Origin of the sequence: Lactobacillus jensenii DSM 20557, assembly GCF_001436455.1 — a bacterium.
In the GTDB taxonomy this organism is placed as follows: Bacteria; Bacillota; Bacilli; order Lactobacillales; family Lactobacillaceae; genus Lactobacillus; species Lactobacillus jensenii.
Window position 1 is genome coordinate 1 of record NZ_AYYU01000013.1, and the last position, 19,834, is coordinate 19,834.

Annotated in this window: 20 protein-coding genes, 1 pseudogene and 1 riboswitch; of the genes and pseudogenes, 16 read left to right on the forward strand and 5 right to left on the reverse strand. The window is 34.0% G+C overall.

The annotated features are described in order from the left end of the window. Positions 1-255 (forward strand): annotated as a pseudogene (locus FC45_RS04620) (hypothetical protein); the annotation flags it as partial. Positions 256-332: 77 nt separating this feature from the next. Here the strand turns inward: FC45_RS04620 and FC45_RS04625 are convergent. Then, positions 333-995: an energy-coupling factor transporter transmembrane component T family protein gene (locus FC45_RS04625; protein WP_006588333.1), complete on the reverse strand. Its 663-nt coding sequence runs from the start codon at positions 993-995 to the stop codon at positions 333-335. Then, entirely contained in the window at positions 985-2,361 is a 1,377-nt protein-coding gene (locus tag FC45_RS04630) for an ABC transporter ATP-binding protein (protein WP_006585425.1), read from the reverse strand. The genes FC45_RS04625 and FC45_RS04630 overlap by 11 nt, the downstream gene beginning before the upstream one ends. Before the next feature lie 31 nt (positions 2,362-2,392). Next, a riboswitch (TPP riboswitch) is annotated at positions 2,393-2,482 on the reverse strand. A gap of 86 nt (positions 2,483-2,568) precedes the next feature. Here FC45_RS04630 and FC45_RS04635 point away from each other — a divergent pair. From FC45_RS04635 to FC45_RS04660, 6 genes are all read left to right on the forward strand, one after another. Continuing rightward, positions 2,569-4,041: an MFS transporter gene (locus FC45_RS04635; protein ID WP_006585426.1), complete on the forward strand. Its 1,473-nt coding sequence runs from the start codon at positions 2,569-2,571 to the stop codon at positions 4,039-4,041. Positions 4,042-4,082: 41 nt separating this feature from the next. Continuing rightward, positions 4,083-5,024, forward strand: coding sequence for an AraC family transcriptional regulator (locus FC45_RS04640; RefSeq protein WP_057706423.1), 942 nt, complete (start codon positions 4,083-4,085; stop codon positions 5,022-5,024). A gap of 18 nt (positions 5,025-5,042) precedes the next feature. Next, a complete protein-coding gene (locus tag FC45_RS04645) occupies positions 5,043-6,845 on the forward strand; it encodes a DUF2207 domain-containing protein (protein WP_006588335.1) in 1,803 nt (600 codons plus the stop codon). Positions 6,846-7,030: 185 nt separating this feature from the next. Beyond that, a complete protein-coding gene (sdaAB, locus tag FC45_RS04650) occupies positions 7,031-7,693 on the forward strand; it encodes an L-serine ammonia-lyase, iron-sulfur-dependent subunit beta (protein ID WP_048588100.1) in 663 nt (220 codons plus the stop codon). Positions 7,694-7,701: 8 nt separating this feature from the next. Then, on the forward strand, positions 7,702-8,583 hold the full coding sequence (sdaAA, locus tag FC45_RS04655; RefSeq protein ID WP_006585430.1) for an L-serine ammonia-lyase, iron-sulfur-dependent, subunit alpha: 882 nt from the start codon (positions 7,702-7,704) through the stop codon (positions 8,581-8,583). A gap of 11 nt (positions 8,584-8,594) precedes the next feature. Next, positions 8,595-8,909, forward strand: a complete 315-nt coding sequence (locus tag FC45_RS04660; RefSeq protein ID WP_006585431.1) for a metal-sulfur cluster assembly factor — start codon at positions 8,595-8,597, stop codon at positions 8,907-8,909. 41 nt (positions 8,910-8,950) lie between these two features. Here FC45_RS04660 and htpX read toward each other — a convergent pair whose 3' ends face one another. From htpX to FC45_RS04675, 3 genes are all read right to left on the reverse strand, one after another. After that, entirely contained in the window at positions 8,951-9,847 is an 897-nt protein-coding gene (gene htpX, locus FC45_RS04665; protein ID WP_006585432.1) for a zinc metalloprotease HtpX, read from the reverse strand. Between the two features lie 3 nt (positions 9,848-9,850). After that, positions 9,851-10,411 carry a LemA family protein gene (locus FC45_RS04670; RefSeq protein WP_006585433.1) on the reverse strand — a complete coding sequence of 187 codons (561 nt, stop codon included), beginning with the start codon at positions 10,409-10,411 and terminating at the stop codon, positions 9,851-9,853. A gap of 96 nt (positions 10,412-10,507) precedes the next feature. Beyond that, complete coding sequence (locus FC45_RS04675) at positions 10,508-11,614, reverse strand: SLC13 family permease (protein WP_057706425.1); 1,107 nt, start codon at positions 11,612-11,614, stop codon at positions 10,508-10,510. A gap of 192 nt (positions 11,615-11,806) precedes the next feature. On the opposite strand from FC45_RS04675, the gene FC45_RS04680 reads away from it, so the two are divergent. The 9 genes from FC45_RS04680 (at position 11,807) to FC45_RS04715 (ending at position 19,832) form a co-directional block, all read left to right on the forward strand. Continuing rightward, positions 11,807-12,208, forward strand: a complete 402-nt coding sequence (locus FC45_RS04680; protein ID WP_006585435.1) for an iron-sulfur cluster biosynthesis family protein — start codon at positions 11,807-11,809, stop codon at positions 12,206-12,208. Between the two features lie 298 nt (positions 12,209-12,506). Continuing rightward, positions 12,507-12,641 carry a hypothetical protein gene (locus FC45_RS07925; protein ID WP_006585436.1) on the forward strand — a complete coding sequence of 45 codons (135 nt, stop codon included), beginning with the start codon at positions 12,507-12,509 and terminating at the stop codon, positions 12,639-12,641. Positions 12,642-12,782: 141 nt separating this feature from the next. Next, positions 12,783-13,424 (forward strand): YfbR-like 5'-deoxynucleotidase, encoded by a 642-nt coding sequence (locus FC45_RS04685; protein WP_006585437.1) that lies wholly within the window; start codon positions 12,783-12,785, stop codon positions 13,422-13,424. Beyond that, complete coding sequence (locus tag FC45_RS04690; protein WP_006585438.1) at positions 13,424-14,338, forward strand: HNH endonuclease; 915 nt, start codon at positions 13,424-13,426, stop codon at positions 14,336-14,338. The genes FC45_RS04685 and FC45_RS04690 overlap by 1 nt, the downstream gene beginning before the upstream one ends. A gap of 116 nt (positions 14,339-14,454) precedes the next feature. Further along, on the forward strand, positions 14,455-15,438 hold the full coding sequence (locus FC45_RS04695; protein ID WP_006588337.1) for a LacI family DNA-binding transcriptional regulator: 984 nt from the start codon (positions 14,455-14,457) through the stop codon (positions 15,436-15,438). A 77-nt stretch (positions 15,439-15,515) separates the two neighbouring features. After that, entirely contained in the window at positions 15,516-16,802 is a 1,287-nt protein-coding gene (locus FC45_RS04700; RefSeq protein ID WP_006585439.1) for an ABC transporter substrate-binding protein, read from the forward strand. Positions 16,803-16,822: 20 nt separating this feature from the next. After that, positions 16,823-17,698 (forward strand): carbohydrate ABC transporter permease, encoded by an 876-nt coding sequence (locus FC45_RS04705; RefSeq protein ID WP_006585440.1) that lies wholly within the window; start codon positions 16,823-16,825, stop codon positions 17,696-17,698. Positions 17,699-17,700: 2 nt separating this feature from the next. Continuing rightward, positions 17,701-18,546, forward strand: a complete 846-nt coding sequence (locus FC45_RS04710) for a carbohydrate ABC transporter permease (RefSeq protein ID WP_006585441.1) — start codon at positions 17,701-17,703, stop codon at positions 18,544-18,546. Next, positions 18,546-19,832 (forward strand): glycoside hydrolase family 32 protein, encoded by a 1,287-nt coding sequence (locus tag FC45_RS04715; protein WP_006588338.1) that lies wholly within the window; start codon positions 18,546-18,548, stop codon positions 19,830-19,832. The genes FC45_RS04710 and FC45_RS04715 overlap by 1 nt, the downstream gene beginning before the upstream one ends. Positions 19,833-19,834 lie beyond the last annotated feature (2 nt).

Sequence of the window (19,834 nt, forward strand, 5' to 3'; positions counted from 1 at the left end):
CTTATGAGAACAGCAGAACTACGAATGAAAGAAGAGACTGCAGTAGCAGAAAAACGTGGTATTGAATTAGGAACCAAGCAAGAAGCACGAAGAAAAGATCAGAATACGGTAAAAGCTTTCGTAACATTTTTTAAACGTACTCAACCTGAAATAAGTGAAGCAGAAGTATATTCCGCAATCAAAGATTCGGTTGACTCAGACTTCAGCCTTAGTGATGGTGAAATTCGCAAAATAATTCATCAGAATTTGAAGTAAGCTAGCGACAGTGGCTGAAAGTTTAGCATGGATAAAAGCAAACAAAGATGTTTCTCTTTCAGATGAAGAGATAAAAGCTATCTTGAAAGAAAACAACTAAATATCACTAAAACACTAAAAATAAATAAAATCCCTCCAAACCAGAGGTAATCACTGAAGCGGACTTGCACAACTTGCAAGACGCTTCTTTTTTTATCTTCACTAAAGCCATGAGATACCATTGCTTGAGCAAGCATCTCTGAATTAGCTAAAGCAGCAAGTAGCGCCTTGAAATAAAGTCTTGGTGAAAAAAGTGAAAGTGGAGTTTGCCTCATCAAACCAGCATATCTAATTTGCCTAATTTGGCGTTTCATCTTAGGCAAAATATTAACTGCAGCCAAAAAGCCGTAAGCAAATTTAGCAGGTAGGTGGAGATTTTGTTCAAATGATCTGGCAAGAGTAGTCATATCGGTTGTTAAAGTTAAAGCTGCTCCGGTAAAGACATAGACATAAATTCTGCTAGCTAAGCTAGTGGCATCATAGATGGAGCTTTTACTAAAGTACCCAACCGTAACGAAAACGGAAATCGCAGCTAAAGCAGGATAAAGTAATAGCTTGAAAAATTGGCTTAACTTCAAGCGATACTTTACTAAATAGATAAAGCAAGCGAAGATAACAATTAAGTTTAATTCAACTGAGTTAGTTGCTGATATAACTAGCGCAATAATTAATAAAAGTAAGAATTTAAAACTAGGATTCAAGACTTTCACCTCCATTTTGGATATAAGTTAAATCTTTTTTAGCTAAAACTAAATGGTAATCACAAATTGGTGCAAATTCAGAAATTTGGTGACTAATAATTACAAAGGTTTGTTTTGTTTGTTTTTGCACCTCAGCCAGTAAATTAATAATTATTGTCCGCGAAGAAGAATCAAGCCCAGCAAGAGGTTCATCTAAGAGCAAGACATCATGATTACTTAAGAGCATTAATAGAATTTGCAGCTTCTTTTTTTGACCACCAGATAGGGTATAGACGCTATGATTTAATAACTTGCTTAATCCTAATGTGTCTAAAATCTCGGTTAATTTTTCTGGGGTAAAATAAGGATTTACTTGTGTTTTTTGACTTAAAGCCAGCTCTTCTTTGACAGTGATTTCTAAGAACTGATTGTTAGTTTCTTGAAAAACTTGAGCAACATGTGACAAATAATGCTTTAAGCGCCATTTTTTAACTTCTTTTGTTTGGTAAGTTAAGTTTCCAGTGTAGGGATGCATTTTAGTTAAAGTCTTAAATAAGGTAGTTTTGCCTGCTCCATTTTCTCCTGTAAGTAAGGTGATTTTTCCTTGATAGATAGCTTGATTCGATACTTCAATTAAAGGAAGCTTGTGTTTAATAACGGTATTGGAAAAAGTAAAGAGTGAATTTTGCTCTTCAGGCAAGACAAAATTAGTATTAATGGGCTGCTTTAAATGATGAAATAAACTAGCTCTTTCATTACTAGTTAAGTGATGGAGCTGCTTGTTTTCAAATAGCCAAATTTCGTCTGCTAGAGTTTCATAATCTGGTAAATCGTGGTCAACAATAATCACAGTTTTACCAGCTTTAACTAATTGGTTTAGTTTAAGTAAGATACTTTTTCTACTAGCTAAGTCACAACTTGCAAAAGGCTCATCAAGTAAAAGCAAATCACTGTCCATTGCTAATAAAATAGCTAAAGCAACTTTTTGCTTTTCGCCGCCTGAAAGCTGATTTAGTGGGCGTTTAAGTAACGGAGTGATACCAGTAAATTGAGCTGATTCTGTGATTTTATTTTTATAAGTTTCACGTGAAACACCGATATTTTCCAATGTAAAAATCAACTCATCATAAGCTGTAGGTAGAGCAAATTGAAGTTCAGGATCTTGAAACATCATGCTGGTTTTTAAATTAGTTGTGATATTGCCACTAAGCTTTCCACCAAATTTAGGTAATAAGCCAGCTATAATTTTAAGTAGCGTTGATTTACCAGCTCCATTTTCACCGATTAAGAGATGGAGTTTGCCAGGAGTAAAATTCGCAGATAGGTCCTTGATAATTACTTGCTCATCATAAGCGAAGTTTAAATTTGATATAGAAATTGTTTGCAAAATAAAAACCACCTTCCTTGAGGTGGCATTAGTAATCACAAGTCATTTTCCCTTCACTAGCATTACCTAGACCAGGTTCAATGGGTATCATCTCAGCCTAACGGCACCCCTAAACGTCTTGATTATATATAAAAACGCTGTCATTGTCTATTCAATTGCTTTTAGACGTTGTATAGTTAATTAAAACAAGTTGAAAAGAGAGTTAGTATGGACAAGAAAAGAACAATTATTGTCACCATGGCTTTGCTATTATCTAATGCAATGTCAGGACTAGACAATACTATTATTAATACCGCTCTGCCTCGAATTATTGCAGATCTTAAAGGAATCGAATATATGGGCTGGATGGTTAGTGTATTTTTGCTAGGAACAGCCGTTGCAACCCCACTTTGGAGTAAGTTGGGTGAACGAACTAGTAATAAAATAGCCTACCAATTAGCGGCATTAACATTTTTATTAGGAGCATTATTTCAAGGAATGGCTCCTAATATGTTTATCTTACTATTGGCACGTTTACTGTGTGGATTAGGTAATGGGGGAATGGTTTCAATTCCTTATATTATTTATTCTGATTTATATCCAAATCCCGCTAAGAGAATGAGGACGTTAGGGCTAGTTAGTGCCTTTTATTCTTCAGCTACTATTATGGGTCCAATGCTAGGTGGCTGGATAGTTGATACTCTATCATGGCGCTGGGTATTTTATTTAAATATTCCAGTAGCTTTGATATCAATTATTCTTGTGCAGATTTACTTTATCGATGAAAAAATTGAAAGACCAAAGAAAAAAGTGGATTTGGGTGGGGCACTTACCCTAACTTTAGGCCTAATTATTATGTTGATAGGTGTCGATTTAATTGGTGAGACTCAGTTGGGTACCCTATTGGTCTTATTTGCGGCAGCTTTAATTTTCTTTGGAATGTTAATCATTATTGAAAAAAGAGCTGAAGATCCAGTTATTCCAGGACATTTATTTAAAAATTCAGATTTAAATATTGATTTTGCTTTGTTTGTTTTAATTTGGGCAGCAATGATGGCATTTAGTGTTTATGCACCGATGTGGGCTCAAGGATTACTAGCTACCAGTGCATTTATTGGTGGAGCCACACAAATTCCGGGTGCATTTACTGATTTATGCGCTTCTTTGTCAGTTGCTAAAATGCGAGAACATTGGTCAGCAGGTCAAGTGGTATTAATTGGGATTGGATCACTGCTAATAGGTTATTTCTTAATGATGTTTGGACCTATTACAATGCCTTATTTCTTAATTATTTTAGCAGGGATGTTTCAAGGTGTTGGTAATGGAATTGTCTTTAATGAATTACAAGTTAAGGTTCAACAAGATGTTGAGAAGAAAGATGTTCCAGTAGCAACTTCATTTTCATTTTTAATTAGAATGATTGCTTCTGCTGTTGCTGCTAGTGTTTTTGGGTTAATTATGAATGCAGCACTTTTTAGAGGAGTAAGAGAAAGTGGTGGTAGTATAACTATCAATATGCTTAATCACTTATCAGATGCTGAAACTAGTAAGTCTTTGCCACAAGCGTTGTTGCCACAAATGAGGCAGATTCTTTATAGTGGAATTCATAATATTATGATTGTAGCAACAACATTAATTGTTGGTTCATTTATTATTGGCTATTACGCCCGTCAAAAAGAAAAGCGTACAATCAGCAAATAAAAAGTTATTAATTGTATAATCATATTAAGGCGGTGATTTAAGTGGCAATTTTTACATTAGACCAATACTTAAGAGGGGTCATAAAAAATACTAAACAGAGTACTAATGACTTAAAGTTAGACTCCAAAAATAAAAATCAGAAAGATTTTGCCATTTATGTTGAAAATCATAATGGCGGTATTCACCGCTATCATTCACAAGAAGAATGGCTTTTTGTAGAAAATGGAACTTGTTCTATTAAATTACGTAATCAAATACTTGATTTGTCAGCTGGGAATTTGGTTCTAATTAAGGCGGGTCAAGCATTTGAAATTAAAGAACAAACTTCTGAAACAGTAGTCGTTAAAATGCGTGTTAAAGCCATTTATGATTTTGAAAAAGAACTTCAGAATTATATGAGTCTTGATAATAAAGAAAATGAAATTTTAGTAACTGTAAAGAGCCTGTTAGCTGAAAAAGGATATCTTTTTATTAAGACAAGTAGGTTAATGAAGCAGAGTCAATTGATTGAAAATGCCATTAATGAATATTTAAATGGTGATTTATTTATGGCATCGATGATGGCTGGAACTTTTAGTCAATTACTTGCTTTATCACTTAGAACGCAAGTATTTAGTCAAGCTACTGTAAAGAGTAAGAAAGCTAATTTTATCGGTAGTGACCTTGATAGGTATATCGACTTACATTTTGCAGATGTTAAATTAGCGGAAGCAGCGGAATATTTTGGATTTAATCAAAATTATTTCTCCAATTTAGTTAAACAAAAGACTGGTAAAAGTTTTGTTGAACATGTTGATGAAAGAAGAATGCAAGAAGCACGAGAATTATTGGCGCAGCCCAATTTATCATTAAAAGAAATTATTAGTCGAGTAGGGTATTCAAGTAAGTCTTTTTTCTATAAAAAGTTTAGTGAGTATTATGGTACTACTCCAGCATTGATGAGAGAAGAATTATTTAGACAGGCGAATATTAACTTGAAATAGGGCTAATAAGGTGTAAGAATGAAAAAAATTATCAATCTTTTATTGATGTTGGGTGTTATAACGCTTTTGTTTTCTGTAACGGGACAAAGAGTATTAGCGGATAGTCCTAGTTATGATATTACTAATGTAAAAGTAGCAAGTCATATTCAAGCTGATGGCAATTTAACAATTGAACGAAAGATTACTTATAAGTTTGATAGTTCTGCTCGTGGTGTTTATTATCGGCAGAATTTGTTAAAAAATCAAAAGTTGCTTAATCCTCAAGTAGAAATAATCAATCAAGGTGTAACAAAGGCAATAATTAATAATTCCAGTGGAAGTAATGATACCTATCAACTTAGTTATAAAAATGGCTATCAATTTAAAGTATTTCACAAAGTAAAAGCAGGTAATCGTTTTACCATTGTATATCGTTACAAGATAACAAATGCTATAAAAAATTGGCAGGATACAGCTGAGCTTAATTTTAAAATTATTGGTAATGGTTGGGAAACTGATTTAGATCATGTTGAAGCTGAGGTTATATTTCCAAGTAAGGTACCGATATTAAAAGCTTGGGCCCATGGTGACATATCAGGTCATATTCAAGTATTGCCAGATAAGGGACGAATCATTATGACTGCTGACAATGTAGCTGGAGATACTGGAATTGAGGTCCATGCAATTTTTCCAACAAGTGTTACTACAGATAATAAAAATGTTTCAAATGAAAAGCGTAAGCAATTTATTTTAAAACAAGAAAAACAACTTGCAGAAGAAGCTAACCAAAGAAGAAAAAGAGCGGGATATATTTTAATTTTTAGCATCATTGTTTCTATTTTGGCGATAATTGTCAGTTTATTCGTAAAGAAACAAGGATCAAAACCTAAGAAAATGTCTGCCTTGGCTCATAGTTATGAAATTCCTGAAGTAAGTCCTATTATAGCTCAAATTCTTGATAAGACTTCCAAGCCAGATACTCAAGCATTGATGGCTTTAATTACTGAATTGACCGGAAAGCATAAGTTAGAAATTAGAGAAGAAAAAGTTGGCAAGATTATAAAAAAGTCGAGCTATCGAATTTTTTTGAAGGATCAAACTGCTTTAAGTCAGCAACCACTATTAAGATTTTTATTTGATGAAGTAGGAAACGGTGCAAGTTTTTCTACATATGAATTAAAGAAATTTGATGATCCTAAAGAATTAAGTGAGAAGTATCAAGCTTGGAGAAATCAATATTACAAGCAAGCTTATCAAAGAAATTATTTCTCAAATAAAATCCGAGAAAAGAAGCAAAATATAGTAGCTTTAGCTGGAATATTGGTTGTTATTAATGCAATAATTATTTTCTTATCATGTATGTTAAGTATAATTTCATGGCAATTATTAGTATTAGCAATTAGTTTAGCAATTTTAAATGGTATTTCGTGGTTGGTAGCTGCTAGTCGGTTAAGCATTTATACAGAAAAAGGTGCCGAGATTACAAACCAAGTACGTAGTTTTAAGAAGATGCTTGAAAATATTGGTAATTTTAAAATGAGAGATATTGGCGAGCTTATTCTTTGGGAAGATATTATGCCTTATGCAGTAGCATTAGGTCTATCTGAGAAGGTTTTAAAACAACTCCGATTGGAATTTAGCGAGAGTGAATTAGCAACTAGTGATTTAGTTGTTTATCAAACTCTATATTTAACTAATAGTAGTAGCAATAATTTTGAACATAGTTTTACTTCTGCTTTTAATGCAGGCTCAAGTATTAGTTCTGATACAGGTTCATCAGGCGGGTTTTCAAGTGGTTCATCTGGTGGCTTTGGTGGTGGAAGTGGTGGAGGCGCCTTTTAGTGCTGTTTACTAGTTCAAAAATAGTAGTCAACAATAATGAAAAAGAAAAAACCATATTTCGATTAGATTTCGGAATATGGTTTTTCTTGGTTGTAATATAAAAGTTATAAATTTCCTATATTACTTCATTTTTTGCTTAAATATATTTACACTTAAAGTAGTAAAGCGTCTAAAGGAGAAAAGTTATGGCTAACTATCGCAGTGTTTTTGATATTATTGGGCCGGTTATGGTAGGACCTTCAAGCTCGCACACAGCTGGGGCAGTTGCAATTGGAAATGCTGCGCGCTTAATTTTTCAAAAAACTCCTAAAAAAGTAGTAGTTCATTATTATGAATCTTTTGCAAAAACGCACCGTGGGCATGGAACTGATTTTGCAATTGCAGGTGGACTGTTAGGGATGGCACCAGATGATGAGCGGATTCCTAAAGCACCAGAAATGGTTGCTAAAGCAGGAATTAAGTTGCGTTTTGTTGAAGAAGAAGGACCAAGTCCAATTAATCACCCTAATACTGCAATTATTGATTTATCAGATGGTGAAAAGCAAATTACAGTTGGGGGATGCTCAATTGGTGGTGGAACAATTGAAATTCGCTTAATCGAGTTACAAGGCTGTAAAATGAACTTAACTGGACCACTACCGATGGTTTTATATCAATCAAATGAAAAAAATAATCCTTTAGTTAGTCAATTAAATGAATTATTAGATCAAGAAGCAGGTTTACAAAAATTACAAAAATGGCCAGTAGCTAATGGTGAATTATATGAATTTGATATTGAAAAATATCTAGCACCTGATACTTTAGCTTTAATGCAAGAAAAATTTAAAGGGATAATCTATTTAAAGTAGGAAAAATTATGTTCGATAGTGTTAAAGAAATTGTTGATACAGCTAACAAAACAGGAAAGGCAATTTCTGAATTAATAATTGAAGATGAAATCAAAACTTCAGGTTTATCGCGAGCAGAAATATGGAAGAAGATGCAATTCAATCTTCAAACCATGCAAAAAGCCGTCAAAAGAGGTGAATCTGGTAAGGGTGTAATATCTTCAACTGGCTTAACTGGTGGTGAAGCCGTAAAAGTGGCTAAATATCGCCAAACCCATAAGACCTTGTCCGGGGATACTATGATGGGAGCTGTGCAAGCAGCGATGGCAACTAATGAAGTAAATGCCGCTTTAGGGATTATTTGTGCAACCCCAACAGCTGGTTCATCTGGTACTTTGCCAGGGGTAATTGCTTCTTTAGAAAAAAGGCTTAATTTAGATGAAGATGCGTTGGTGCGATTTTTATTTACAGCCGGCGGATTCGGCTTAGTAATTGCTAATCATGCTGGAATTGCTGGTGCAACTGGAGGCTGCCAAGCAGAAGTAGGTAGTGCTTCAGCGATGGGGGCAGCGGCGGCAGTTGAAGCAGCTGGAGGAACACCGCAGCAATGCGCCGAAGCGTTATCGATTGCAATTAGTAATTTGTTGGGCTTGGTTTGTGATCCGATTGCTGGTTTGGTTGAAGTTCCATGTGTTAAACGTAACGCTATTGGAGCAGCTAATGCTTTGGTTTCGGCTGACTTAGCTTTGGCAGGATGTGTAAGCATAATTCCAGCAGATGAATGTATCATGGCCCTTGATAAAGTAGGGAAGTCTATGCCAGCTGCTTTGCGTGAAACTGGGATAGGAGGTTTAGCCGGAACTCCTACCGGGCAAGCAATTAAGGCTAAGATTTTTGGTAAAGATGCTTAGTGGTGAAGAAAATGAGAGCACCAGAAGTTATTAAAGATGAAATTATTAAGCAACTAACGACTGTTGTTGACCCTGAATTAGGAATTGATATTGTTAATATGGGTTTTGTCTATAGTATTGACTTAGATGAAGATGGTATTTGTTTAGTTGAATTAACACTAGAGATTTTAGGTTGCCCCTTAGAAATTGTTTTAGCAAAGATGATTAAAGAGGTATTAGTAAAAATACCTGAAGTTAAAAATGTCGATGTTGAATTTAGGGCACAGCCTAGGTGGACGAAAGAGCGGATGTCAGATTACGCTAAATTTGCCTTGGGTGTGAGTTAATATCAGCAACACAAAAAGAGAATCCGTTAGGATTCTCTTTTTTACATCTGTTCAAGTCGCTTAATTCGTTCACTTGTAGGTGGGTGAGTGTCAAATAAACTGCTGTGTTCTTTCTTTACCGGATCTTCAATATAAAGGGCCCGGCTACTAGAACTCACATTTTCCATTGGCTGACTATTTTCAATCTTTTTTAAAGCTGAAATTAAGCCATGAGGATTTCTGGTTAATTCAACACTTCCGGCATCAGCTAAGTATTCCCGGTTTCTTGAAAGAGCTAAATTAATCAAAGTAGCAGCCAAAGGTGCTAACAAAATTGTGATTACGAAGAGTACGATTTTAATGATTTCTAAGTTCTTGTTGTCATTATCATCGTCATCTCTATCTCGTCTGCTACCACCAAACCAGAATAAGTAACGCGAAGTAAAGTCAGTTAATAGTGTAATAACTGTTAGCATTGCAATCGCAATAGTTGATACTAAAATATCATAATTGCGGACGTGAGAAAGTTCGTGACCTAGTACCCCTTCAAGCTCTTCCCGGTTCATCATTTCAAGTAATCCGCGTGTTACAGCAACACTAGCATGTTCAGGGTCTCGACCTGTCGCAAAGGCGTTAGGGCTAGCATCGTCGATAATGTAGACCCGAGGCATTGGAACTCGAGCAACCATTGCCATATCTTCAACGATATGCCAAAGTTCAGGATTATCTTGCTCGTGAATTTCTTCAGCATTATTCATGCTCATAACTAATTGGGCAGGATCATGCAAAACAATTGCCAAATAGATACCTGTTCCAATTACAGCAATAATTATTCCAGCTATCATGCTATCAGCGACAAAGTAGCCAACAGCTGCGCCAACTAAAGCTAAAATTAAAACAAAAATTGTTAGAATCAGAGCAGTTCTACGTTTATTTCTTGAAATTTGCTCAAATAGCATAGGCTAGTCCTTAAATGAAACTTTTGGAGCTTCCTTTTCAGCTTCTGGAGTTACTAAGTATTCAACCTTGGTGAAGTGGTGAATACCAGCCACAATATTTGAAGGGAAGGTTAAAAGCTTACGATCATAAAGAGCTGCACTTGAGTTATAAAGTTGGCGAGAATATGCAATTTTATTTTCAGTATTAGTAAGTTCTTCCATTAACTTACCAAATTCTTGATTAGCTTTTAAATCTGGGTAAGCTTCACGTAAAGCAAAGATACTCTTTAAAGAATCAGTAATTTGGTTTGAAACTTTCATCTTTTCTTCGTGGTCATCTGCTGGAACTTGAGTTAATTGATTTCTTAATTCAACGATTTGGCTCAAAGTTTCTTTTTCATGAGTAGCATAACCTTTAACAGTTTCTACTAAGTTGGGAATCAAATCATTTCTCCGTTTTAATTGAACGTCAATTTGACTCCATGATTCTTCAGTATATACTTTGGCATTTTGTAAGCTGTTGTAAGTGGTAATGTAAATAATTGCCAAAACAACAACAATTGCTAAAATAATCCAAATAGTCATAATTATATCTCCTTAAACTAATTTAATCCTTAAGATAATTGTATAGAATAGGATTTTTTTTACAAGAAAAAAGAAGACAATTAAGTCTTCTTTAAGTTAAATATTGAAATAAATTATTAACCAACCAACAATTGTTAAAATTATCAAACCTGAAAATTGTAAAATAGTCCAGTGTTTGAAGAACTTTCTTTTACTTGCACTAGAATGTTGATTGAATGTTTTTAAAACTAACATATTAGCCATAGATCCAACAACAGAACCAAAGCCACCGATATTAGAGCCTAGTAGTAATGCCTTGGCAAAATTAGTAAACTTTCCAACTAAGATAGTTGAAGGCACATTACTAATGAATTGGCTTGAAATAATTGAAGTTAAATAAGTAGATCCTTCAGAATATACAGTCATATGAATCAATCCAACAATCAATGGGATTTGTTGAATATCACTAATAAAAATAAAGAATAAAGTGAAAGTTAATAAAAGAGCGTAGTCAATCTTAAGATAAATCCTTGGATTAATTAACAGAGCTAATAACAAAGCTGCAATCATTGGATAGTAGATTGGCACAATTGAAAATACACCGAAAAAGAAAAAGATAAAGACAGCTGTAGTTAAAATTGTCATTCTCCAGTTAACATGAATATTTTCAGTTTGATTAACAGGAATATGGTCTTTAGGTAAGAAAAAGCAAGTTGCTATTAAAATTACTAAAGAAACAATTAAATAAGGTGTTGACCATGCAAAAAAGACATTAGCAGGTACATTATAATTGCTGACAATAAAAATATTGTGTGGATTACCCCAAGGAGTGAAAGCAGCACCAATATTTGCTCCCATACCAATCAAGGTAGTTGGGTAAATTTGAGGTAGTTGATACTTTTTTGCAACATTTAAATAGAGGGGAATGAGGGTTAAGACCGTAATGTCATTACCTAAGAACATACCCGAAAGCACCGATAATAATGTGAAAAGCAAAGTTAATTTGCGAGTATTATCAGCCAAGCTAGTTAATTTATATGCTAAAATATCCAAAACATGTAAGTAAGCATAGATTTGAATTAAACAAAGCATTGCAGTAACAGAATAAAGTGTGTGAAAATTGATATCACTTATTCTTGGGCGCGCAAAAAATAAGCTAATGATTGTAATCACTAGAGAAATTTGGAATATGCGATCCTTAAAAATATTTTTCAAGACGGTCATCTGTGGTCCCCCTCATGCTAATCGCCTAAAAATCACCAAGTTTTATTGTGAGCCTTTTTTGTTAAGTGTGCAATATCTTTGAGCAATTTATTTCCTAATAATAAGCAAAAAAATTGAATTTAAGGTGTTAAAAGGTTCATTATAGATAACAAAGAAAGAGATATAGTTAGTGAGTAATAGGAGGATTTACTTATGACTAATAAAACTGTTCAAATCAATATTAAAGATGAAGCACAAGAATTAATAAAAAAGCATGTAAAACTTGGTCAAGTTGTTATTTTGACATTAGATGATGGTTCAAATAAATATTCAACTTTAGGTGGTACTTGTACAATTGGGGCAGATTTCCAATTAATTGTAACTGATCAAAAAGATCCAGAATATCCAGTAGTTATGGAAAATAATGCTGGATTGGAAATGTATACTTCAGATAATGAATTAGCATTTTTAACAGATGGCTTACTTTTAAATGCACGTAACGCCGTTATAAGCTTATATGATAACAGTGGTGTGATTGATGGAGCTGTTGCTGTACGTGAATATACGCCACATGAATTAACTGCCGAAGAAATGAAAAATGGCAAGACTTGTTAATTGTTCTGAATAGAGTGTTACAAGCATTTTACTAAAGTTATATTAATTGCTCTGATTTTAGTATAGGGGCTACAATGAAAATATAGATACTTAGCGGAATCGAGGGTAATTATGAATTTGGCAATCTTCCTTTTAGTTGGTATTATCATCATTTTAGTAGCTAATTTTTTAACCAGTACTAAGGTTCGTGAGCAAGTTAAAGATTATCTAAATAGGCTATTTTAAGTAAACTTGAAATTTAAGTCCTATATATGTTAAAATTACGTAGATTTTCGAAAATCTGAAAGGAAGAATAGACATGTCAAGAAACATTCACACTGGGATTAACCCACACCGTCGTCCTCGTAACGCTGCTAACTCAAAGAAGCGTGTTGCTCACGCAGCAGCAGTTGTAGAATACCTTAACAAGGCTGCTAAGGACGAAAACAAGTAAGATTTCAATAAAGACTACTAGGATATTTGTTCTAGTAGTCTTTTTTTATAACTTATAACTTTTACATTTGCATTTAATTTTTTTATTTGGTATGATAGTAAAAATTTTTAGTCAAATTTAAGTAAGGGAGGAAAATAAATAATGGGTTTACACGCATATTTACAAGGGTTATCAAGTTTGGAGTCAATTGACAGAGCGCCAGGTTACTTTAAATATCAACATCATTCAGTTGCAGCACACTGCTTTAGAACAGCTGAATTTGCCCAAATGATGGGAGATATTGAAGAAGTATATGGTGATCAAGAAGTTAATTGGAAGGCCCTTTACGAAAAGAGTTTAAACCATGACTATACTGAACGTTTCATTGGGGATATTAAGACCCCAGTTAAATACGCAACACCACAAATGCGTAAATTAGTTGGCGATGTTGAAGAAGCCATGACTAATGAATTCATCAAACATGAAATTCCAGCAGAATTTCAAGAAATCTACCGCAAACGTCTAAGTGAAGCAAAAGATGATACTTTAGAGGGAAAAATCTTATCAGTTTGTGATAAGCTAGATTTAATGTATGAAGCATATGGAGAAATTGAGTTAGGGAATCCTAATCCAGTTTATATGCAGATGTTCAAAGAAAGCTTAGAAACAATAAAAGAATTTGACGATTTAGCATGTGTTAAATACTTCATCAAAAAGATTTTGCCAGATTTATTTAAGGGTGATTTTGCTGGTGCAGTAAAGATGCAAAAAATCGCCTTTAGCATTTTGGTGGAGGAAAACTAGTGAGGCTTCAGTGTGAAAGTTGTGGACTAAGATTAGCTTCTTTTCATTTCAAAGAAAAAGGGTTAATCAATCCTAAATTACGGAGTATTTGTGATATTTGTCTTGAGCGAGGATTATCTGCTGAAGATTATGCAAATGATGTAATTGCAACTTTTGCACAAGCTCTCTTGTATGGCTATCGTGGTAAAGCAGGCACAGGCGAACATAACTTTATTGTTAAAGGTCAAAAGCAGAGAAAATCCTATGAAGCCTTTATGCAAGACTTCGATAGTAATGAAGTAGCCAGTGGTCAAATAGACCGTAGCGAATTAAATCAAGCTATCATTAAAAGTGAAGACGGCAAACTTGATTTTATTCCCCAAGGAGGGACTGAATTTAGTAAAAATCTTGCGGGGCTCGGCTTAAAGGTTAATTTTCAACTTAACGAAGTTGATTATATTAATCGTGAAAGAATTCGTGCAAAATATAAATATATTTGCCAATATTGTGGTCGCCCTGGCCGTAGCGTGGATCATAAAGATCCAGTATCTTTGTCACATAATAACGACTTAGATAATTTAATTTTGTCATGTAGTGAATGCAATCGCATCAAATCAGATATGCCTTATGACTTATTTGTGAAGTTAAATAAGCAGGTTGAAGATTTGAATAAAAAATTAGTTCGCTATGATGCTAGTTTAAGAACTTTAAAAGAAGAATTCGAACATCGTCGCCGTTATTTAGCAGGACAAGTGCATTTGAAAGGGGTCGTGAATGACCCAGAATTAAATGCGATTAGAAAAGAAAATAAAAGGCTGCAAGATGCAATTGATAGCTTAGAAAGTGATTATGACGCTATTAGACACCTGCGAGAAAATCACTTTACTACTGGCTGGAAGTTAGCCTTAGTAGCTAAGAAAGATGATATTGTGTAAAAGATATCCATTTGGATATCTTTTTTCTTTTGGCTTAGTTTGTGAATATTATTTATTTGCATAGTATAATAAACTGTTAAGTATTAAATTTATCTGTAAAAAGGGAGATGGTATTTATGGCTACTATGAAAGATGTTGCACGCGAAGCTGGTGTTGCTTTGGGGTCAGTTTCAAGAGTTATTAATCACGCTCCTGGTGTTAAGCAAAAGACAATTGATAAAGTTAATGCAGCTATCAAAAAGCTAAACTATGTTCCAGATGAATATGCAAGAGGCTTAAAAGTTAAATCTTCAAAGACTGTGGCGCTTATTTTACCTTCAATTTGGAACTTGTTTTTTGCGGAATTTGCTTATTATGTAGAAAAATATTTAGCAGAAAAAAATTATAAATTGCTACTTTGCAATTATTCTAATAATCCTAAGGCAGAACAGCATTATATTAAAATGGCTAAACAAAACAAGATTGATGCCATTATTTGCATCACATATGATGATTTGGATAAATATTTCTATGCTGGTATTCCCTTGGTATCAATTGATCGATATTTTGAACAAAAAATTTCTTATGTTACTTCGGAAAATTATGAAGGTGGCAGATTAGCTGCTGAAGAATTGCTGAAACATGGAGTGAAACACCCAGCCTTTATTGGTACTTATAACCATAATCCTAGTGATGTAATGAAACGTCATAAGGGTTTTGCAGAATATTTGTCAGAACAAGGATATGAATTTGCAGATGTTTATTTGCTAGAACCAGTGACAAAAGAAGAGGAAGAAACAGAGCTATTTAAGTTGCTAGATAAAAATCCTGAAGTTGATGGGATTTTCTGTAATACTGATAGTTTGTTACTAGATGTTAAAAATTGGTTAGCGCAACGAGAGATTTCCGTACCAGAGCAAATTCAGTTAATTGGCTATGATGGGATAAAGCCAGATTTTAATTCTGAATTAGGGATTTCGACAATTAGACAGCCACTCCCAGAAATGGCAAAATGCGCAGTAGAAATGGTTATCGAAAAAGTAGAGCAACATAGGGATGAACAAAGGATTGAGCGTTTCCCAGTAAGCTATATTGAAGGTAATACCACAAAAAATATTTGACAGCGCTTACACACGCTGTTATTATTTGAATTGTAAATGAAACGTTTCAATTTTAAAATGAAACAGGAGATACAAAAATGAAGAAGTTTTGGAAAACAGGTCTTGCAGCTATAGCCTGCATGGCTGGGTTATCACTTGCTGGGTGTTCAAGTCAAAAAGCCCAAAATCTGAATACAGTTACTATGTGGGTCCACGTTTCTAAAGATGACCCAGAAGGAAAGGCTTTATCTAAGAATATTTCTATTTTTAATAAGACTAACAAACATGGTTATAAGGCAAAAGTAGAATTTATTCCACGTTCTAGCTCTGGTGGTGGCTATGAAGATAAGATTAATGCAGCTGTTAATTCAGGTTCATTGCCAGATGTTTTAACTTTAGATGGTCCAAATACTGCTGCATATGCACATTCAAAGATTATTCAACCAATTGATAAGTACATTACTAATAAATCAGACTTATTACCAAGTATTGTTAAACAAGGTACTTATAAAGGTAAACTTTATGCAGTTGGCTATCAAGAATCATCTGTCGGAATTTACTACAACAAGAAGTTATTTAAGAAAGCCGGCATTTCTGATTCAGAATTACCAACTTTAAACAAACCTTGGACTTGGGATCAATTCTTAAGTATTTGTAAGAGATTAAAGAATAAGTTACACACTACACCATTTAACATGAACTTAAATGATCGCTCTGAATGGTCAATTTATGCTTTTGCTCCATTTGTATGGTCAGCAAATGGTGATATTGTAAACAGTTCATCAACTAAATCAACCGGTTACTTTGATTCAGCCAAGACTGCTAGTGCCTTTAAGTTTATCCAAGAATTGGTAAAGAAGGGCTACACTACTTTGAGTCCTAAAGATAAAGGATTTGAAACTGGTAAGTACCCAATGTTTTTAACTGGTGCATGGGAAATTCAATCTTTGAAGACTCAATATAAGTCACTTGATTGGGGCGTTTTACCATACCCTGTATCACCTGAAACTAAGAAGCTTGTTTCTCCTACTGGCTCATGGCAATATGCAATGAGTGCAACCGCTAAGAATAAGAAGGCTGCAGGTGCCTTAGTTAACTTCTTAGCAAGTAAAGAAGGAAGTTACAATACTGATAAAGCTTTAGGCGTTCTTCCATCAAGAAAGTCAAATATTGCTAGAATTTCTAAGAATGCAGATAGTGCGATGAAATTCTTAATTGAACAAAATGAACAATCAGGTCATGCAAGACCAATTATTGTTAACTACCCACAAATTTCTCGTACTTTTGCGGAAACTGTTCAAGATGTAACACTTTACCAAAAGAATCCTAATGTTGAAAAGGTATTGAAGAAACAAGCTAAAGCAATGCAAAAATACCTTAAGTAGTTTAGAAGGGATTTTTAGATATGAAAAATAAAGTTTTGCGAAATCAAATAGGTTGGCTATTCGTCCTACCCGCAATCCTCTTATTGCTGATTTTTCTTATCATTCCTTTTGCTATGTCAATTAGCTATTCTTTCACTGATTACAATATTTTAAATCCAGATGCAAAAAAGTTCGTTGGTTTAGCAAATTATATTCAAACCTTTAAAGATGGAATTTTTCTTCAAAGTCTTAAAAATATAGCTCAATTCGTTGTCTTCATTATTCCAATTCAACTTGGGCTGGCTTTGGGATTAGCACTTATTGTTAATAAAAAGAGACCTTTTAATCTCTTTTACAAAATTGCATTTTTTGCTCCGGTAGTTGTTTCACTGACCGTTACCTCGGTTCTGTGGCTCTATATTGTTAACCCTGATCAAGGTCTTTTAAATAGTTTACTTAAGATTATTCATGTGGCTCCACAGCCATTCTTAACTTCTGCTAAGCAAGCAATGTATGTAATTATTGGGATTTCCGCCTGGCAAGGTGCTGGTTACCAGATGTTAATCTTTTTGGCGGGATTGCAAGACATACCTGAATCCCTTTATGAAGCAGCAGAATTAGATGGTGCAAGTAAATGGAAGAAGTTCCTTTATATTACTTTACCTGGTTTAAAGCCGACGACAGTAATGATTCTTACTACTACCTTAATTTCTGCTTTGAACTTGATGACACAATCAATGGTTATGACCCAAGGTGGACCTGAATATTCAACTATGACTCCAATTTATTACATTTATCGGACAGGTTTTACTGATCGTCAATTAGGTTATGCTTCTGCTGTCAGTGTCATTTATGGATTAATTATCATTGTTTTAACAGTCGTTCAAAGACGTATTACTAATAGAAAGGAAAAATAAAGATGAGCAGAAAAAAAGCAAATTTGATTATTTCCACTTTCTTAATTATGATGCTAGCTTTATTCTTTATCTTCCCTTTAGTCTGGATGATTGCATCATCTTTAAAGCAAGAAAAAGATATTTATTCTCAAATGACTAGCATATTTGCATTTTTACCTTCTACTAATCCTAAAGATTGGGGTATAGCATATCAACAATTATTTAGTCGGTTTCCTATTTTTAGATATATTTTGAACTCGGTTGTTTATGCAATCTCACTAACGGCAGGTTCATTAATTGTTAACTCACTAGCTGGTTATGCTTTTGCTAAATTTGATTTTTGGGGCAAAAAAGCTTTGTTTGCCTTTTTGATTTCATTGATGGTAATTCCTGGTGCAACATTGTTAATTCAGCAATTCCAAGTTGCTAAGCAATTAGGTATTTTAAATACTATGCTGGCAGTTATTTTGCCAGGGATGTCGAGCCCATTTGCAATTTACATGTTTAGAAATGCGTTTGAAGCAATTCCGGCCAATGTAAGTGAAGCTGCAGAAATAGAAGGTGCAGGTAGTTTTAGAATCTTTTGGAGCGTCTTATTACCAATGGCTAAGCCAACTATTGCAACTATAGGTACTTTATCCTTTATCGGAAGTTGGAATGACTATGTTTGGCCATTGATGGTTTTGAATGATTCTAACCAATTCCCATTACAAGTGGCAATAACAAATATTAACAATACACAACCTGTATATATGAACCAAGTGATGGCTTTATTAGCTATTTCTACAATTCCTTTGATTTTAGTATATGCTTTCTTCCAAAAGTACTTAGTCCAAGGATTAGGTTCAACAGGTAATGGAGATAAGTAATGAAAGCAAATGATTTTCTTTTTGAAAAAGTAAGAGCATTAGAAAAAGATGGTGCAAGACCTAATCTGCATTTCACTCCTTTGTTTGGATGGCTTAATGATCCTAATGGCTTGATTTATTACAATGGAATGTATCATTTATTTTATCAATATAACCCTTTCAAAAATCAGTGGGGTAATATTCATTGGGGACATGCAATTAGTCGTGATTTGCAATCATGGAATGATATGCCTGTAGCTCTTGAACCAAGTGAGAGCTATGATAAAGATGGTGTCTTTTCAGGATCTGCAATTGTTAAAGACGACCAATTATATGTTCTTTATACTGGCCATTCAGTTGATGCTAAAGGACAGGCACATGAAACGCAATGTCTAGCTTATTCTAAAGATGGTGTTACTTTCCAAAAGTATGATCAAAATCCTGTTATAGATTTAGATACAATTCCTGGAATTGAACCTGAGAATTTTAGAGATCCAAAAGTTATTCAAAGAGATGGAAAGTATTATCTATTTTTAGCTGCAGGAATTCAAAAACATGGTAATATTATTCTCTTTGAATCTGATGATTTAAGGAACTGGACTTACAAAGGAAATATCTTTAAAGACTTCAGTAAGTTAGGAATAATGACAGAGTGTCCAGACTTCTTCTCTATTGATGGAAGAGATTTCTTAACCTTTTGCGTTATTTGGGGAGAATCAAAGCGCAGTCAGGTATATCTTGCTGAAGGTAAGATGGATTGGGACCAAGCTGAATTTACTTGCGATAAATTTATGGCTTTAGATGGTAATGCTGATATTTATGCAACTCAATCATTTAATTATGAGGGTAGCAGGGTACTAATTTCTTGGTTCAGAAGTATGGAAAATGAAACATATTTGGTAGATACTAATCACCAATGGAATGGAATGATGACCATTCCTAGATATCTTGAATTGGCTGAAGATGGCAAAAAAGTTATTCAAAAGCCATTTGGTGTATTTAAAACGGAAAAAATAAAGGCTATTCAATCAATAAAAAATCAAACACCAAGAATTCAGGGTATCTTTGAATTAGGTTCACAATATCTGTTCCAAGGAAAAGATGGAGAGGTCAAAATTAAGCGTATTAATGATGAAAATGAATACGTGATAACAGTTCATTCTCCAGCTTTTAAGAAAGAATATCACTGGCAAGCAGATAGCAAAGAGTTAAGTTTGATTTTTGATAATTCTACTTTAGAAATTTTTGCTAAAGAAAAAACCTTCAGTATTGTTACCCTTATACAAGGAAGAGAGTGTGAGAGATAGCG

Excerpts from the sequence above, each read along its gene's own strand:
- FC45_RS04660 (WP_006585431.1), top strand. The coding sequence starts at position 8,595 with ATGAGAGCACCAGAAGTTATTAAAGATGAAATTATTAAGCAACTAACG.
- htpX (WP_006585432.1), bottom strand. The coding sequence starts at position 9,847 with ATGCTATTTGAGCAAATTTCAAGAAATAAACGTAGAACTGCTCTGATT.
- FC45_RS04715 (WP_006588338.1), top strand. The coding sequence starts at position 18,546 with ATGAAAGCAAATGATTTTCTTTTTGAAAAAGTAAGAGCATTAGAAAAA.
- FC45_RS04635 (WP_006585426.1), top strand. The coding sequence starts at position 2,569 with ATGGACAAGAAAAGAACAATTATTGTCACCATGGCTTTGCTATTATCT.
- sdaAA (WP_006585430.1), top strand. The coding sequence starts at position 7,702 with ATGTTCGATAGTGTTAAAGAAATTGTTGATACAGCTAACAAAACAGGA.
- FC45_RS04675 (WP_057706425.1), bottom strand. The coding sequence starts at position 11,614 with ATGACCGTCTTGAAAAATATTTTTAAGGATCGCATATTCCAAATTTCT.
- FC45_RS04670 (WP_006585433.1), bottom strand. The coding sequence starts at position 10,411 with ATGACTATTTGGATTATTTTAGCAATTGTTGTTGTTTTGGCAATTATT.
- FC45_RS04685 (WP_006585437.1), top strand. The coding sequence starts at position 12,783 with ATGGGTTTACACGCATATTTACAAGGGTTATCAAGTTTGGAGTCAATT.
- FC45_RS04700 (WP_006585439.1), top strand. The coding sequence starts at position 15,516 with ATGAAGAAGTTTTGGAAAACAGGTCTTGCAGCTATAGCCTGCATGGCT.
- FC45_RS04645 (WP_006588335.1), top strand. The coding sequence starts at position 5,043 with ATGAAAAAAATTATCAATCTTTTATTGATGTTGGGTGTTATAACGCTT.
- FC45_RS04705 (WP_006585440.1), top strand. The coding sequence starts at position 16,823 with ATGAAAAATAAAGTTTTGCGAAATCAAATAGGTTGGCTATTCGTCCTA.
- FC45_RS04695 (WP_006588337.1), top strand. The coding sequence starts at position 14,455 with ATGGCTACTATGAAAGATGTTGCACGCGAAGCTGGTGTTGCTTTGGGG.
- FC45_RS07925 (WP_006585436.1), top strand. The coding sequence starts at position 12,507 with ATGTCAAGAAACATTCACACTGGGATTAACCCACACCGTCGTCCTCGT.
- FC45_RS04710 (WP_006585441.1), top strand. The coding sequence starts at position 17,701 with ATGAGCAGAAAAAAAGCAAATTTGATTATTTCCACTTTCTTAATTATG.
- FC45_RS04680 (WP_006585435.1), top strand. The coding sequence starts at position 11,807 with ATGACTAATAAAACTGTTCAAATCAATATTAAAGATGAAGCACAAGAA.
- sdaAB (WP_048588100.1), top strand. The coding sequence starts at position 7,031 with ATGGCTAACTATCGCAGTGTTTTTGATATTATTGGGCCGGTTATGGTA.